The organism is Saccharothrix tamanrassetensis, from assembly GCF_014203665.1.
GTDB lineage: Bacteria > Actinomycetota > Actinomycetes > Mycobacteriales > Pseudonocardiaceae > Actinosynnema > Actinosynnema tamanrassetense.
On sequence record NZ_JACHJN010000005.1, the window covers coordinates 303364 to 318436 of the forward strand.

The window sequence follows — 15073 nt, forward strand, 5'->3', positions numbered from 1 at the left end:
CCGGCCACCGAAGGCCGGCCCGCCACGTCCTTGTAGCTCAGGTGGACAGAGCGCGACGCTACGAACGTCGAGGTCCCAGGTTCGAGTCCTGGCAGGGGCACCAACCCGCTGCGCGTCCGCACCCGTGTGCGTCGGCGCCGGTCCGCTCAGTCCGGGTGGCAGCACCCGGTCGGCGCGGCCGACTGCGCGGGTTCGTATTCGTCGTGCCAGTTCCACCATTCGTACGGTGGGGACTGGGGATAGCCCTCCGGCGAGTCCTCCCATTCCTCCTGCCGCCCCAGCGCGGTCAGGTCGAGATAGCTCCAGGTGCTCCCCAGGGCCTCGTCGCCGCGGTTGTCGACGAAGTAGGTGCGGAACACGCGGTCACCGTCGCGGATGAACGCGTTGGTGCCGTGCCATTCGTCCACACCGAAGTGGACGTCGAACTCGTCCGTCATGGTGTACCAGGGCATCGTCCAGCCCATCCGCGCCTTCATGCGCGCGATGTCCGGCTGCGGCGCGCGGGACGCGAAGACCAGCGTGGTGTCGCGGGCGTTCAGGTGGGCGACGTGAGCGACCTGGTCGGCCACCAGCGAACAGCCGCGGCACGCGTGGTCGGGCCAACCGGACACACCGGGTTCGAAGAAGGCGCGGTAGACGATGAGCTGGCGGCGGCCCTCGAACAGGTCGAGCAGGCCCACCCTGCCTCCGGGTCCGTCGAACGAGTACTGCTCCTGCACCGCCAGCCAGGGCATCCGGCGACGCTGCGCGGCCAGCGCGTCCCGGGCGCGGGTCAGTTCCTTCTCCTTCACCAGCAGCCGCAGGCGCGCCTCCTCCCACTGCTCCCGCGTGACGACCGGAGGGGTCTTCATCGTGGTGTCCACCTCTCGGCTCAGGTCCGCGCCGGGTGCCGGTCGGGCAGCCCGCTGCGCTTGTCGGGTCGTCCTTCACCGGTGACGTCGGTGATGGCGTCGAAGGTCTCGGTCGGGGTTCGGTCCACGGTGGAGGTGGATCCGGGATCACTCATGATGTCCTCGTCGTGGGTCGGGTGGGGTCGGGGTGGATCCGCCGGCGGACCGGTCGAGGTGGTCCTTCAGCGCGGCGAGCGGGCCGTCCCAGTCGCGCGCCAGCGCGGCCAGGAACTGCTGCGCCACCCGCATCGGCGCGGAGTGCAGCCGGTACCGCACCCGGCGGCGCTCGCCGGGTTCGGCCGTCACCAGGCCCGCCTCGGCCAGCAGCGCCAGGTGCTTGGCGATCGCCTGCCGGGTGATCGGCAGCCGGTCGGCCAGGTCGGTGGCCGTGGCGGGGCCCCCGGAGGCCAGCGCGGCCAGGATGGCGCGCCGGCTCGGGTCGGCCAGGGCGATGAAGACCTGTTCGGCGACGGCCTCGACGTCAGGCGGCATCGAGGTGGTCGACGAGTTCGCCCAACTCGTTCCGCCAGCCTTCGGTGTGGGCGTCGTACGCCTTGCGGTGGACGTCTTCCGGCAGCTGGGCGAAACCGGTCTCGACCACGGTCAGCCGGGTGCCCGCACCGACCGGTTCGAGCGTGAACTCGACGTAGGTGCGGCGCGGGTCGTCCTCGGGCAGGCCGTGGATGTGCCAGGTGAACGCGAACACCGACGGCTCGTCCGCCCGTTCCACGCGCAGCTCGGCTACCTGCCCGTCGGTCCAGCCGACGCGGGCCGTCCCGCCGGGACGCAGGTCGATCGTCGCCTCGTTGCCGAGCCAGGTGCCGAGCCCCTCGGCCGTGGTCAACGCCGTCCACACCGCGCTCGGCGGGTGGGTGACCTCAAGGGTCCGCTCGATGCGATCGGGAAAAGCCACGGCGGCCTCCAATGAGTAGCAACTGAACGGTTGCCACACTATGGCAACCGATCGGTTGCGACAAGAGGTCGGCTCGATGTGGTTCTCGGTCTCCGGCCAACGGCGAGCCCGTCGCCGCGTCACGCCCGGTCGGACCGCGTCAGCAGGCTGGGCCGGAGGTGGACTGGGCGCGGCGTTCGAGCATGACGGTGTTGCGCCAGGTGCCGTGGTGTCGGGCGATGCGTTCGCGGACGCCGATGGTGCGGAAGCCGGCGGAGTGGTGCAGGGCGATGCTGGCGCGGTTCTCGGGGAAGATCGCGGTTTGCAGGGTCCAGAGGCCGGCTTCGTCGGCGGCGGTGACCTGCTTGTGCAGCAACGCTTTCCCGACGCCTCGGCCGCGGAAGGCGTCGCCGACGTAGACGGAGGTCTCGGCGACGCCGGAGTAGCACTCGCGGGTGGAGGCGGGGGTGGCGGCGGCCCAGCCGGCGACCTGGCCGTCGACGACGGCGACCCAGCGGTGGCCGGGCAGCCACTTGGCGTCCAGGGCGCGGCGGGCGGGGACCTCGGTCTCGAAGGTGGCGTTGCGGGTGGCGATGCCCTCGGCGTAGATGCGGCGGACGTCGGCCCAGTCGGCGTCGGTCATGGCCCGGACCGTGACGTCGGGCGGCAGGTCGGTGGGGCAGCACGGGCCGGTGGCGATGGTGCCCATGACGGCGTCGGCCGCGTGCGGGAGTCCGGTGCAGCAGGCCGGGTTGACCGAGACCAGGGTCGTGGTGCCTTCCCGGCGGAGGCGGACGAAGCCGGTGTCGGCGAGTTTGCGCAGGTGGTGCGAACAGGTCGGCTGGCTGACGCCGATGGCCTCGGACAGCGCGCCCACGGTGATCTCGTCGGGGTGGGTGGCGACGGCGTGCAGGAGCCGGACGCGGGTCGGGTCGGCCAGGCAGGCGAACCACTGGGCGTAGGTGGTGGCGTCCCGGACCGGTAGGCCGACCGTCGGCGTCCTCGTCATGCCACCACTGTATAGACCGGTGTCGATGGTTGCATCAATCGATGGGTGTCTATACAGTCGCCTTCGTCTTGATAGAGATACATCGATGAAAGGGGTAGCTCATGAGCGAGCTTCCGGTGGTCGTGGTCGGTGCGGGTCCGGCGGGGTTGGCGGCGGCGGCGCACCTGCTCGAACGGGGGGTCCGGCCGTTGGTGCTGGAGGCCGGGTCGCGGGCCGGCGCGGCGGTGGCGGAGTGGAACTACGTGCGGCTGTTCTCGCAGTGGTCGGAGCTGGTGGACCCGGCCGCGCGCAGGCTGCTGGAGCCGACCGGGTGGCGGGCCCCCGAGGGCTACCCGACCGGTGGCGAGTGGGTGTCGCGGTACCTGGAGCCGCTGGCCCGGGTGCTGGGGGAGTACGTCCGGTACGACGCGCGGGTCGTCGGGGTCGCCCGGCGCGGGCGTGACCGGGTGGTGGACGCGGGTCGGGACGGCGAGCCGCTGACCGTGCACCTGTCCGGCGAGCGGATCGAGGCCCGTGCGGTGATCGACGCGTCGGGTACGTGGGGGTCGCCGAACCCGTTGGGCGGCGACGGGCTGCCGGCGCTGGGCGAGCTTGAGGCGGCGGACCGGATCGCCTATCGGGTGCCGGACCTGGCCGTCGAGCTGGAGCGGTACGCGGGCAAGCGGATCGCGGTCGCGGGTAGTGGGCACTCGGCGCTCACGGCGCTGGTGGTCCTGGCTGAACTGGCGGAACGGCACCCCGGCACGCACGTCACGTGGTTGTTGCGCCGGGGCGCGGTGGGCAGCGTGTTCGGCGGTGGCGAGGCGGACCAACTGCCGGCGCGCGGGGCGTTGGGGCTGCGGGCGAAGGCGGCGGCACGGGCGGGCAACGTGGAGGTCGTCACGGGGTTCCGCACCGCGTCGGTGGAGTCGGCAGGGGGCAGGCTGGTGCTGGCGTCGCAGGACGGTCACCGGCTCGACGCGGTGGACGAGGTCGTGGTGCTGACCGGGTTCCGGCCGGACCTGTCCTGGCTGTCGGAGGTGCGGCTGGAACTGGACCCGGTGTTGCAGGCGCCGGTGCGGCTCGCACCGCTGATCGACCCGAACGCGCACTCCTGCGGCACGGTGTACCCGCACGGCGCGAACGAGTTGCGCCACCCGGAGCCGGGTGTCTACCTGGTCGGCATGAAGAGCTACGGCCGCGCGCCGACGTTCCTCACCATGACCGGCTACGAGCAGGTCCGCAGCGTGGTGGCGGAGATCGCCGGCGACCACGAGGCGGCCGGCCGGGTGGAGCTGACGTTGCCGGAGACCGGCGTGTGCGGCGGGGCGGGGGTGTTCGACGCCGAGCCCGAGGCCGCGTCCGGCGGCTGCTGTGCGGCGCCTGCGGTGTCGGAGTTGGCGTTGTCGGCGCCGCGGGCGCGGTCCTGACGCCCGGCGGCCCGGCACGGTCGAGGTGCGTGCCTGGCCGCCCGCGGTCGAGTCGACGCCGCCGGACCGTCAGTCGGCGGTGCTCGCCAGGTAGACGGTGCTGAGCGCGTCGCGTTGCTGCAAGGGGTTCGGGAAGCGGACGACCTCGGCCCTGGCTTGGGCGAAGTGGTCGGCCAGCACGGCGGTGAAGTCGTCGTCGGGCGGGTCGTTGGACCACAGCGCGAACACCCCGCCGGGGTGCAGCCGCCCGCGGAGGCGTTCGAGCCCGGCGGGTCGGTAGAAGTCGGCGTTGGTCGGGTGCAGCAGGTGGCGCGGCGAGTGGTCGATGTCGACGATGATCGCGTGGAACAGCCGGCCGGGTGCGGTCGGGTCGTAGCCTCCGGCCGACCGCGACAGCGCGAAGAAGTCGGCGTGGACGAGTTCGCAGCGGGGGTCGCCGGCCAGTTCCTCCCCGCCGGGCAGGAGCCCCCGGCGGTGCCAGTCGATGACCTCGCCGAGCGCGTCGATGACGAGCATCGAGCGCACCTTGTCGTCGTCCAGCACGGTCCGTGCGGTGTACCCGAGCCCGAGGCCGCCCACGACCACGTCCAGCGGCGCGGGCAGGCCGGCGAGCGCCAGGCGGGCCAACTCCACCTCGGAGACGGTGAACAGGCTGGACATCAGGAACTCGTCGTCGAGCTTGATCTCGTGGACCTCGCGGTCGAAGACCGGATCCCAGCGCCGGCGCAGGACCAGCTCGCCCAGGGCCGTCCGACACCAGTCGAGTTCCTCGAAGCGTGCGCTCATCCGGTGAGCCTCCGGTGGGGTTCGCGGCGGCGGTGGCCGGTCCGGGGTGGACCGTCCGGTGCGGTGGGCGCCGAGTGGGCTGCCCATGATGGCAGTGCCCGGTGGCGGGTGCCTCGCCGGTACCGCGCCGGACGACTCGGCGAGGGCCGGTCGTCGGGTGCCGTCACAGGTCGGGCCAGCCCCGCTGGAGGTGGGTGAAGGCGGTGTCCAGGGCGGCGCGCGGGTCCGGTTCGGTGCCCGCCAGGTCGGGGATCTCCAGGACGTAGCGGGCCAGCAGGCGCAGGGAGAGGTCGTCGGCGTCACGGCCGGTCTCCTCGGCGATGACGCGGGTGAGTGCCGCTTCGCTGCCGGTCCACAGCGCCCTGGCGTAGGCGCGCAGGGCGGGGGTGCCGACCACCAGGGCGGTCACCCGTCGGTGCTGCGGGTCGGGCTCGGGCCGGAAGGGCCCGCGCGTGGCCAGGAAGTCCCGCAACGCGCGCAGCACCGGTGTGCCCTCGGGGCGGTCGCGCACGGCCGAGGTCAGCGCTGCCGCGCGCTCGTCGCCGTGGCCGAGGACCAGGGCCTCCTTCCCGCCGGGGAAGTGCGCGAACAACGTCGACACGGCCGTGTCCGCGGCGTCCGCGATCTCGGCGACGGTCACCCGGTCGAAGCCCCGCTCCAGGAACAGCCGCAGCGCCGCGGCGGACAGTGCCTGGCGGGTGGCTGCCTTCTTGCGTTCGCGCCGTCCGGGCGTCGGGGTCCGCGTCACACCCACCACGATACCCGAAGAAATCGGAGCAGTTGTGAAGTCATACTCTCTCTGAACTCGGAGCCACTTTGACTTTCTCGGACTGGCCGCCGTCGAACCGCAGGGAGCGCCATGTCATCCGCAGTCCGGCCCCAGCCGTGGGACGTCCATCGCCTGCCGTCCGCCGAGGGCAGGACCTTCCTGGTCACCGGCGGCAACGCGGGAATCGGGTACTTCGTCGCCGAGCAGCTCGCCGGCACCGGGGCCACCGTCGTCCTGGGGAGCCGGGACGCCGCCAAGGCCGACACCGCGATGGCGTCGATCCGCTCCCGCGTCCCCCGCGCCGACGTCCGCCACCTCCGCCTGGACCTCTCCAACCTCTCCTCGCTCGAAGCGTCCGCGCGCGCACTGGACCTGGACCGGCTCGACGCGGTCGTGTGCAACGCGGGCGTGTTGCTCGACCAGTCGCCACGCCGGGAGACCGGCGACGGCCACGAGCTGATGTTCGCCACCAACCACCTCGGGCACTTCGCGCTGATCGCCCGGCTGGCGCCGCTGCTGGCCGCCACACCCGCGAGCCGCGTCGTCACCACCGGCAGCTTCGTCGCGAAGTCCGCTCGACTGGACTTCGCCGACCTCCGGTCCACGCGGGACTACCGACCCAAGCGCACCTACGCGCGGTCGAAACTGGCGCAGATGCTGTTCGCCTTCGAACTCGACCGCCGCCTGCGCGCCCTCGGCAGCACGACGCTGAGCGTGGTGAACCACCCCGGCGGCGCGCTCGACTCGCTCACGCCCGCACGTCCGCCGCTGCACGTCCGGACCACCGGTCAACGGTTGCGCGGCCTGCCCGCCGGCGTCTTCGTGCAGGGAAAGCAGGCTGCCGCGTGGCCGGCGGTGCGCGCGGTTCTCGACCCGTCCGTCCGCGGCGGCCAACTGTGGGGCCCGAGAGTGCTCGGGCTGCGCGGTGAACCCCGGCTCGAACCCGTCCGAGGCCCACTGGCCGACATCGAGGCTGCCGCTCGACTGTGGACCGCGAGCGCCGAGCTCACCGGCGTCGATCCCGATTTCGCGGCGTAGCAGGCACTACTACTGCGGGCGTGGGTTCGCGCATCGGGACATCGTTCCGGGACAAGCGTTTCCCGGTCCCAGTGGCGGCCGGCCGGTACGTGGACGGATGCGGTCCACGGGCCCCGAACCCGTGGACCGCACCCTCGCGGCCGGCCGTCCCCGAACGGCCGGGTGTCACCTGGTGGGCGCGACCCCGATCCGGTCGGCGACGCCGGTGGTCGTGGCGCTGAGCTGGCGGACGGTGCCCTTCTCCAGACTGCCGTCGTCCTCGGCGACCACCTGGCGCCAACCGATGAACCGCCCGTTGGACGGGTCGATGATGACCTCGGTGAAGTCGTCGTGGTAGCGGGCGCCCAAGGCGATGCCCTCGGCGCCGTCCAGGTTCGTGCGGTCCGCGGTGACCTGGATGCCCGGCACGTGCGCCAACGCGCGGTACAGGCGGGCGCGGTACTCGGCGGGCAGGCGACCGCTGCTCAGAGCGCCGCACGCGAGCGAGAACGCGCCCGCGTCACCGTTCCCCCCGTCGGCGACCAGCCGGTGGTACAGCGCTTCCGGGTCGGTGGGCAGCCCGGCCAGGAACTCCGGGATGGGGTTGCGCCAGTCGCCCGCCGCGCACTTGTCCGGCTGGCCGGCCGCCATGTAGGAGAAGTCACCGCACGGGGCCCGGAACTCGCCGTTGCGCTGGGCGGGGTTGCCCGGCGGCGTCCCCTCGCCCTCCATGCCCGGCACCCAGTCGACCGGCCCGTCGTCCTGCTGCCGCTCCATCCACTCCTGGCGCGGGTCGGCCGGGATCCACTGCTCGTTCACCAGGCCGGAGGTCCAGGCGACGTCCTCGCCCACGGTCTTGGTCACCCCCCGGTACCGGCTGCGGATGTACCGGTACTGGGTGGGCGACAGCGGCTCGTCGGACACCGAGGCCGCCAGGTCGGCCGCGCGGTTGAGCGCGTCGGCGGCCGAGGCGGTGGGCGACGTCCCGGCACCGGTCAGGTCCAGGGACTGCACGACCACGCCCCCGGCGGCCAGCACGCCCACCGCCGCGGCGGCGGCCAGCCACCGCGTGCGGCGGGGCTTGGACCGGGTCGCGGTCCTCGGCTCGGACAGCGCGGCGACCAGCCGCTGCCGGCCTTCGGCGAGCTCCCGGTCGGTCATCGCGGGTTCGTCGGCGACGGCGAGGTGGAGTGCGTCGTCGAGGAGTCGGTCCAACTTGTCAGCCACGGTCGTTCCCCCTGTGGTCGGTCGGGTGGAGGGCGGCGAGGCGGGTGCGCAGCCTCGCGCGGGCCCGGTGCAGTCGCGTGCGGACCGTCGCGACCGGGATGTCCAGCGCCACCGCGATCTCGGACGGGGTCAGTTCCGCCCAGGCGGTGAGCAGCAGCACGTCCCGCTCCTCGGACCGCAGGTCGGCGAGCATCCCGGTCAGCGGGCCGGCCAGCAGCGCCGCGTCGGCCAGGTCGGCCGCCCGGTCGCCGATGTCGGCCACGTCGAGCCGCCCGCCGTGCTCGCGGCTCCACGCGCGGAGCTTGCGCTCCTCGGTGCGGACGTGTCTGCGCAACAGGTTCGTGGCCACGCCGAACAGCCACGCCCGCAACGCGTCCGGCTCGTGCTCGTGGCCCGCGCGCCGGTCCCACAGCACCAGGAACGCCTCGGACACCACGTCGTGGGCGTCCTCGGTCCCGATGCGGCGGGCCACGTACCGGTGCAGCCTGGCGGCGGTCGACTCGTACAACGTCAGCAGCGCACTCTCGTCGAGCAGTCGCCGCGCAAGCGCCTCGGGCGCCACATCACTTCGCACACCGGTTCCTGCCCGCCGGGCTGCTCGGCGTTCCCGGCGGGTGACCACCGACACATCATCACAGCCGACCGGTGCACGCGCCGCGCGCACCGGTCGATCCGTCCGCCGGAATTCCCGGGCGCATTCCGTCCGGGGAGCTGCCGTGGTTGCACCGCCGACCAACCGGGCGATTCCGACTCGCTGGAGCAGAAGATCACCCTTCTCCGACAGCAGGGCACCTGACGCCGGAGTGCGCTCCCGGTGGCCGGAGTCCGGGCAGTGCGCCCGGTCCGAGCCGTGGTCGGTGGTGCGGCCTGTCGTGCGGGCCGGGCGTGATCGCCTTACGGTGCTGGGTGAGGCGTGGACCGGGACGGAGGGCGTGATGGAGCGTTGGCAGTACCTGGCGGTGCTGGCGGCGTGTCTCGCGGTGACGCTTCCGCTGGAGTTCATGGGTTCGGGCGTCTACCGGCGCTTCCGCCGGCTCGTGCGCACGATCGTGCCGGTGATGGCGGTGTTCGCGGTGTGGGACCTGGTGGCCATCGCACGCGGGCACTGGACGTTCAATGAGGAGTTCACCACCGGTGTGGTGCTGCCCGGCGGGATGCCGCTGGAGGAGGTGCTGTTCTTCGTGGTGGTGCCGCTGTGCGGTTTGTTGACGTACGAGGGTGTGCGCGCCGTGCTGCAACGGCGCAAACCCGGCCGGTCCGCCCGGTCCGCCGAAGAGAGCCGAGCCGGCAGCGGGTACCCGCGTGGGTAGGGAGTACCTGGTCGCGGCGCTGGTGTCGGTCGTGCTGGTGGTGGTCCTCGAAGTGGCGGTGCTGCGGAGCGGGGTGTTCCGGCTGCCCGCCTACTGGCTGACGATGGCCGTAGTGCTCGCCTTCCAGGTGCCGGTGGACGGCTGGCTGACCAAGTTGGACGCGCCGATCGTCCGGTACGCCGAGTGGACGATCAGCGGGGTGCGGATTCCGTGGGACATTCCGGTGGAGGACTTCTTGTTCGGATTCTCGATGGTCACCCTGACGTTGATGTTGTGGGAACGGGCGCGCGCCCGGGAGGCGGCGTGACGCGCGAACTGGCCACGGGCGAGGTGCCGGGTGCGTTCGACGACGCGTCGGCCGGGTACGACCTGCTGGTGGGGCTGAACCCCGGCTACCACCGGGCGTTGCGGCGCTCGGCACGTGCGCTGCGGTTGCCGGCCGCCGGGGCGCGGGTGCTCGATCTGGGCTGCGGCACGGGCGCGTCGACGGCCGCGCTGCTCTCCGTCGCACCGGACGCCGACATCGTCGCGGTGGACGCGTCGGCGGGGATGTTGGCCCGTGCGCGCGCGAAACCGTGGCCGCGCAACGTTTCCTTCGTGCACTCGCGGGCGGAGGACCTCGCCGAGGCCGGGGTCGAGGGGCCGTTCGACGCGGTGTTCGCCGCCTACCTCGTCCGCAACCTGCCCGACCCCGACCCGACCCTGCGCGCGGTGCGTGGCCTGCTCCGGCCGGGAGGCCGCGTGGTGGTGCACGAGTACTCGGTGGCGGACTCGCCGGTGCGGGCGGCGATCTGGACGGCGGTGTGCTGGTCGGTGGTGATCCCCAGCGGCTGGCTCGTCACCCGCGACCGCAGCCTCTACACCTACCTGTGGCGCAGCGTCCTCCGCTTCGACGGGGTGGGCGCGCTGCGGGACCGGTTGCGCCGCAACGGTTTCAACGGAGTGCGCAGCGAGACCGCGACCGGTTGGCAGCGTGGCATCGTGCACACGTTCGTCGGCTGCGCGGGGGAGGGGACGACCGATGGCGGATCGTGACCGCAAAGCCGTCCGGATCGACGCCGCACCCGGCCGTTCATCCTTTTCGGACAGTGCTCCGGCGGTGGTCGTGGTGGGTGGCGGCATCGCCGGCCTGGCGGCGGCGACCTTGCTCGCCGAGCGGGGCGCGCGGGTGGTGCTGTGCGAGAAGGAGGACTACCTGGGCGGCCGGGTCGGCGGCTGGCCGACGCGGCTGGCCGACGGCAGCGCGGCGACCATGACCCGGGGGTTCCACGCGTTCTTCCGCCAGTACTACAACCTGCGGGCGCTGCTGCGCCGGGTCGACCCGCACGGGACCGCGCTGGTCGGGTTGCCGGACTACCCGCTGTGGCACGCGGACGGGCACCGCGACGGCTTCGCGGGCCTGCCCAAGGCCGTGCCGTGGAACGCCCTCGGGTTCCTCGCCCGCAGCCCCACGTTCAAGTGGCGCGACCTGATCTCGGTGGACGCGCGGGCGGCGCTGCCCATGCTGGACGTGTCGGTGCCGGGCACCTACGACGACCTGGACGACCTGGACGCGGCGGACTACCTGGAGCGGATCCGCTTCCCGGAAGCCGCGCACGCGCTGGCCTTCGAGGTGTTCTCCCGCAGCTTCTTCGCCCACCCGAGCCGGATGTCGGCCGCCGAACTGGTGACCATGTTCCACACCTACTTCCTCGGCTCCGGCGAAGGCCTGCTGTTCGACGTGGCCGCCGACCCGTTCCCGCACCGGTTGTGGAACCCGCTCTCCCGGTACCTCACGAGCCTCGGCGCGACCGTGCGGACCGGGACCGCGGTGTCGGCGGTCGAGCGCGGTGGCCGCCTGCGGTTCACCGTCCACGCCACGGGCGGGCCGATCGACGCGGACGCCGTCGTGCTCGCCTCGGACGTCCGAGGGCTGCGGCGGATCGTCGCGGCCTCGGGGGAGCTGGGCGACGCGTCCTGGCGTGCCGACGTCGACGGGCTGGAGACCACCCCGCCTTTCCTGGTGTCCCGGTACTGGTTGGACCGGCCGGTCGCGGCCGACCGGCCGGGCTTCGTCGGCACCAGCGGCTACGGCCCGCTGGACAACATCTCGGTGCTCGACCACTACGAGCACGAGGCCGGCGCCTGGGCGGCGCGCACCGGCGGCGCGGTGGTCGAGCTGCACGGCTACTCGCTGCCGTCCGGTGTGGACGAGGTCGAAGCCCGGAAACGCCTGCTGGAAGGGCTGCGCGAGGTCTATCCGGAGACCAAGGCGGCGCGGATCGTGGACGAGCGGCACGAACTGCGCGCCGACTGCCCGCTGTTCCCGCCGGGCGGGTTCGCCCACCGGCCCGCGGTGGTGACGCCGGAGCCGTTCCTGGTGCTGGCGGGGGACCTGGTGCGGATCGACCTGCCGGTGGCGCTGATGGAACGGGCGGCCACCACCGGGTTCGCCGCCGCCAACCACCTGCTGGGGCGGTGGGGCGTCACGGGGACACCGCTGTGGAGCGTGCCCACCGGAGGCCGGGTGCCGCTGCTGCGCGCCGTGGCCCGGAAGTGGGGCCGCAGCCCCGGTCAGCCCGGGAACCGGCCGGTGCTGCGCAACGCGTAACGGCGCTCGGCGTAGGCCAGGTCGTCGCGCCACAACCGGTTCGCCGCCCACCGCATCAGCGGCCGGATCACCGGCGCCGCCGGTCGGGCCAGGGCGAAGCCGCGCCGCGTGGAGTGCGCGATGGTCGCCTCGATCACGGCGGTGCGCGCCACCCCGCCCGGACCCGGCGCCAGGGGAGTGGCGTGCGTCTCGACCACGCTGCCCTCACCTTCGCCGGACACGATGTGCATCACCACCGTGCGCGGCTCGGGGCAGGTGAACGCGGCGACCACCGGCACCCCGACCCGTCCGGCGACCCGGAACGTCACCTCCACCAGGAAGCGGTCCTCCGCCTCGGTCGCCGACTCGACCACCCGCAGGTTGGCGAACGAGTACGGGTGGAACCAGGCCCCGTGCCACGGGTCGAGCCGGTTGGCCACCACGTCTTCGGGCTCGCAACGGCCGACCAGCGTCGCGACGGCTTCGATCGAACCGCGCGGAGGTCGGGCCGGCAGCACCGGCTCGGGCAGCGGTTCCTCACCCCCGACGTCGTCCAGCCGCACCCACGCCAGCACGCCGTCGTCGTGCGCCGGGTACGGGCTCCAACCGCCGAACCCCCGGCCGTCCAGCGCCAACCCGTGCCACCGGCACACCAACTGCCCTTGGTGGACGGCGCCGTCGCACAGCGGCGCACCGAGGTGCGGGCACGCGCCCGGACCGGCGTGCAGTCGCCCGCCCGCGCCGCGCCACAGCACGACCTCCCGGCCCGCGACGGTCCGGCCGAACGGCCGCCCGGTCACCACCTCCCGGCTCGCGGCGACCACGAACCAGTTGCCGGACGGCCGCGCCACCGCGCGCTTGAGCGCCGCCTCGATCAACGCCGGTTTCGCTTCCCGCCAGGTGGGCTCCTGTTCGGGCCACGGCCGGCTGCGGAACAGGCGCAGCGGAAGGCGTTGACGCATCTGGGACTTCTCCGTTCGGGTAGGTGGGCCTCAGCCGACCGCGCCCAGCGCGGCCTTGGCGAACGCGGGCAGTGCCACCGCGAGCCGTCCTCGGGTGGACACCACCACGCGGTGCGACACGATGTCGTAGTCGGCCCGCTCGATCAGGTCCAAAATCCGGCCGTACAACCGGTACGCGGTGTGCACGCACGGCCGGGAGCGCCGCGCGAGCATGGCCAACCCCGGCTCGGCCTCGCGGTACACCGCACGGGCCCGGGCCACCTGGTGCGCCAGCGCGCGCCGGATCCGGGGTTCGGAACGCCCGGTGCGCCGGGCCCACCCGAGCAGCTCCCGGTCCACGCCGAACGCGGCGAGCTCGTCGGCGGGCAGGTACACCCGGCCCCGGTCGAGGTCCTCGCCCACGTCCCGCAGGAAGTTGGTCAGCTGGAACGCGACGCCCAGCGCCGCCGCCGCGGGCTCGGCCTCCGCCCTGGGCACGCAGGTCCCCAGCACGGGCAGCACCTGGAGCCCGATGACGGCGGCCGAACCGTGCACGTACCGCGACAGCGCCGCGTAGTCGGGGTAGTCGGTGACCGTGAGGTCCATCCTCATCGACGCCATGAACGCGCGGAAGTGGTCGTGCGGGATGCCGTAGCGGCGGGTGGTGTCCACGACCGCGGCCACGACCGGATCGGTGCTGGTGCCCGTCGCCAACCCGTCGGTCAGCGCCGCATCCACACGCGACACCTCGGCCGCGCGTTCGGCGGTCGTCCGGCCGTCGTGGACCTCGTCCACGATGTCGTCGACCCACCGGGCGAAGCCGTAGAGCGCGTGGATCGCGGGCCGCTGCCCCGGGCTCAGCAGCCGGGTGGCCAGGTAGTAGGTGCGTCCGTGCTGTGCGTTGAGCGCGCGGCAGTTCCGGTAGGCGCTGCGCAACACCGGATCCGTGATCGCGGCGGCGTCGAGTTCGCGATCGACCGACATCGGGTTTCGAGTCCTCTCCGGTGGGCACCACCTCCAACGTTAGGACCGTCCACGTCGTTCCGCATGACAGGCCCTCCCACATGCCAGGAGTGCCCGTCATGCAGGGCTGCCGCCGCGCTGCTTAGCTCGACGGCGAAGCAGGCGGTGAACCGTGAGGAGACGAGCATGTCGCTGGCCGGCGCCGTCGGTCCTGTCACACACGCCACGTTGGACGACACGCTGCCCCAGCGGTTGCACGAGGAGTTGGAGACGTTCCTGCGGCGGAACCCCCACCGGGACCTCGCGCCGGAACTCGTCGGCGAGCTCACCGCTCTGGTGCTGTCCGGCGGCAAGCGCCTCCGCCCCACGTTCGCCTGGTGGGGGTGGCGCGCGGCCGGCGGCGAATCCGGCGGCCCGCTCGCCGACGTGGTCCTGCGGGCACTGGTCGCACTCGAACTCCTCCAGGCCTGCGCGCTGGTGCACGACGACGTCATGGACCGTTCCACCACCCGCCGGGGCAGGCCCACCGCCCACCGGCTCTTCGCCGCCCGCCACCGCCGGGACCGCTGGGCGGGCGACGCCGACCACTACGGCGACTGCGCGGCCATCCTGGTCGGCGACCTGGCGCTGGCGTGGGCGGACGACGCGCTGGTCACCGCCGGGCTGCCGGCCGACGCGCTGGGCCGCGCCTGGCAGCCGTGGCAGGCGATGCGCACCGAGATGATCGCGGGCCAGCACCTCGACCTGCTGGCCGGCACCCGCCGGGAGGAGTCGGTGGCGGAGACGGTGCGGGTCGCCGGCCTCAAGACCGCCTCCTACACCGTGCAACGCCCGCTGCACCTGGGCGCCGCGCTGGCCGGGGCCGATCCCGGGGTCACCGAGGCGCTGTGCGCGTTCGGCCGCGACATCGGGGTGGCCTACCAACTGCGCGACGACCTGCTCGGCGTGTTCGGCGACGAGCAGGTCACCGGCAAACCCGTCGGGGACGACCTGCGGGAGGGCAAGCGCACCCCGCTGATGGCCACCGCGCTGCGGCTCGCCCGCGCCGCCGATCGCACGGACGCGATCCGGCAGCTGCGGCACTGCCTCGACGGCGGCGCGGTCGACCCGGGCACCATCGCCGAGGTGCGGGCGCTGCTGCACGACCTCGGCGCGGTCGCCGCCATCGAGCAGTGGATCGCGGAACTCGCCCAGCGGGGACTCCGGGCCCTCGCCCGTGCGCCCATCGACCCCACGGCCCGCGGCCGGCTCGTCAGCCTGGCCGCCAAGGCCACGACCAGGAAGCGGTGAC

General features: G+C 73.3%; 18 protein-coding genes and 1 tRNA gene. 8 read left to right on the top strand and 11 right to left on the bottom strand.

The genetic code is table 11. From position 1 onward, the window contains the following. The first annotated feature begins 26 nt into the window (after positions 1-26). A tRNA-Arg gene (locus FHS29_RS17830) sits at positions 27-103 on the top strand. Between the two features lie 43 nt (positions 104-146). Here FHS29_RS17830 and FHS29_RS17835 read toward each other — a convergent pair. From FHS29_RS17835 to FHS29_RS17850, 5 genes are all read right to left on the bottom strand, one after another. Continuing rightward, positions 147-851 (bottom strand): DUF899 domain-containing protein, encoded by a 705-nt coding sequence (locus FHS29_RS17835; protein ID WP_184691791.1) that lies wholly within the window; start codon positions 849-851, stop codon positions 147-149. A gap of 20 nt (positions 852-871) precedes the next feature. Next, positions 872-1006, bottom strand: a complete 135-nt coding sequence (locus tag FHS29_RS37715) for a hypothetical protein (RefSeq protein WP_281391615.1) — start codon at positions 1004-1006, stop codon at positions 872-874. Continuing rightward, entirely contained in the window at positions 999-1382 is a 384-nt protein-coding gene (locus FHS29_RS17840) for an ArsR/SmtB family transcription factor (protein ID WP_184691792.1), read from the bottom strand. Before FHS29_RS17840 ends, FHS29_RS37715 begins: the two co-directional genes overlap by 8 nt. After that, positions 1372-1803 (bottom strand): SRPBCC domain-containing protein, encoded by a 432-nt coding sequence (locus FHS29_RS17845; RefSeq protein WP_184691793.1) that lies wholly within the window; start codon positions 1801-1803, stop codon positions 1372-1374. The genes FHS29_RS17840 and FHS29_RS17845 overlap by 11 nt, the downstream gene beginning before the upstream one ends. A 139-nt stretch (positions 1804-1942) precedes the next feature. Further along, positions 1943-2791, bottom strand: coding sequence for a helix-turn-helix domain-containing GNAT family N-acetyltransferase (locus tag FHS29_RS17850; protein WP_184691794.1), 849 nt, complete (start codon positions 2789-2791; stop codon positions 1943-1945). A 101-nt stretch (positions 2792-2892) separates the two neighbouring features. Between FHS29_RS17850 and FHS29_RS17855 the strand changes: the two genes are divergently transcribed. After that, positions 2893-4200 carry an NAD(P)-binding domain-containing protein gene (locus FHS29_RS17855; RefSeq protein ID WP_184691795.1) on the top strand — a complete coding sequence of 436 codons (1308 nt, stop codon included), beginning with the start codon at positions 2893-2895 and terminating at the stop codon, positions 4198-4200. 69 nt (positions 4201-4269) lie between these two features. Here FHS29_RS17855 and FHS29_RS17860 read toward each other — a convergent pair whose 3' ends face one another. Together FHS29_RS17860 and FHS29_RS17865 are read right to left on the bottom strand one after the other, a co-directional pair. Next, the gene (locus FHS29_RS17860; RefSeq protein ID WP_184691796.1) at positions 4270-4986 is read right to left on the bottom strand and encodes a polyamine aminopropyltransferase; all 717 of its coding nucleotides are present in this window, start codon (positions 4984-4986) and stop codon (positions 4270-4272) included. Between the two features lie 163 nt (positions 4987-5149). Continuing rightward, entirely contained in the window at positions 5150-5734 is a 585-nt protein-coding gene (locus FHS29_RS17865) for a TetR/AcrR family transcriptional regulator (RefSeq protein ID WP_184691797.1), read from the bottom strand. Positions 5735-5845: 111 nt separating this feature from the next. On the opposite strand from FHS29_RS17865, the gene FHS29_RS17870 reads away from it, so the two are divergent. Beyond that, positions 5846-6793, top strand: coding sequence for an SDR family NAD(P)-dependent oxidoreductase (locus FHS29_RS17870; protein WP_184691798.1), 948 nt, complete (start codon positions 5846-5848; stop codon positions 6791-6793). Positions 6794-6958: 165 nt separating this feature from the next. Here the strand turns inward: FHS29_RS17870 and FHS29_RS17875 are convergent, their stop codons facing one another. After that, on the bottom strand, positions 6959-7999 hold the full coding sequence (locus FHS29_RS17875; protein ID WP_184691799.1) for a CU044_5270 family protein: 1041 nt from the start codon (positions 7997-7999) through the stop codon (positions 6959-6961). After that, positions 7992-8573 (bottom strand): RNA polymerase sigma factor, encoded by a 582-nt coding sequence (locus FHS29_RS38145; RefSeq protein ID WP_184691800.1) that lies wholly within the window; start codon positions 8571-8573, stop codon positions 7992-7994. Before FHS29_RS38145 ends, FHS29_RS17875 begins: the two co-directional genes overlap by 8 nt. Before the next feature lie 361 nt (positions 8574-8934). Here FHS29_RS38145 and FHS29_RS17885 point away from each other — a divergent pair, with 361 nt between their 5' ends. From FHS29_RS17885 to FHS29_RS17900, 4 genes are read left to right on the top strand one after another with little or no spacing between them, the layout of a single operon-like run. After that, on the top strand, positions 8935-9309 hold the full coding sequence (locus FHS29_RS17885) for a lycopene cyclase domain-containing protein (RefSeq protein WP_184691801.1): 375 nt from the start codon (positions 8935-8937) through the stop codon (positions 9307-9309). After that, complete coding sequence (locus FHS29_RS17890; RefSeq protein WP_184691802.1) at positions 9302-9616, top strand: lycopene cyclase domain-containing protein; 315 nt, start codon at positions 9302-9304, stop codon at positions 9614-9616. The genes FHS29_RS17885 and FHS29_RS17890 overlap by 8 nt, the downstream gene beginning before the upstream one ends. Then, the gene (locus tag FHS29_RS17895; protein ID WP_312864967.1) at positions 9613-10344 is read left to right on the top strand and encodes a class I SAM-dependent methyltransferase; all 732 of its coding nucleotides are present in this window, start codon (positions 9613-9615) and stop codon (positions 10342-10344) included. The genes FHS29_RS17890 and FHS29_RS17895 overlap by 4 nt, the downstream gene beginning before the upstream one ends. Then, on the top strand, positions 10331-11899 hold the full coding sequence (locus FHS29_RS17900; protein ID WP_184691803.1) for an FAD-dependent oxidoreductase: 1569 nt from the start codon (positions 10331-10333) through the stop codon (positions 11897-11899). Before FHS29_RS17895 ends, FHS29_RS17900 begins: the two co-directional genes overlap by 14 nt. On the opposite strand, the gene FHS29_RS17905 is transcribed toward FHS29_RS17900, so the two are convergent. Both FHS29_RS17905 and FHS29_RS17910 read right to left on the bottom strand, forming a co-directional pair. Continuing rightward, complete coding sequence (locus FHS29_RS17905; RefSeq protein WP_184691804.1) at positions 11863-12840, bottom strand: DUF5914 domain-containing protein; 978 nt, start codon at positions 12838-12840, stop codon at positions 11863-11865. The two genes, FHS29_RS17900 and FHS29_RS17905, sit on opposite strands and share 37 nt — an antisense overlap. Positions 12841-12870: 30 nt before the next feature. Then, positions 12871-13803, bottom strand: coding sequence for a phytoene/squalene synthase family protein (locus FHS29_RS17910; RefSeq protein WP_184691805.1), 933 nt, complete (start codon positions 13801-13803; stop codon positions 12871-12873). 165 nt (positions 13804-13968) lie between these two features. Here FHS29_RS17910 and FHS29_RS17915 point away from each other — a divergent pair, with 165 nt between their 5' ends. Further along, the gene (locus FHS29_RS17915; RefSeq protein ID WP_184691806.1) at positions 13969-15072 is read left to right on the top strand and encodes a polyprenyl synthetase family protein; all 1104 of its coding nucleotides are present in this window, start codon (positions 13969-13971) and stop codon (positions 15070-15072) included. Position 15073 lies beyond the last annotated feature (1 nt).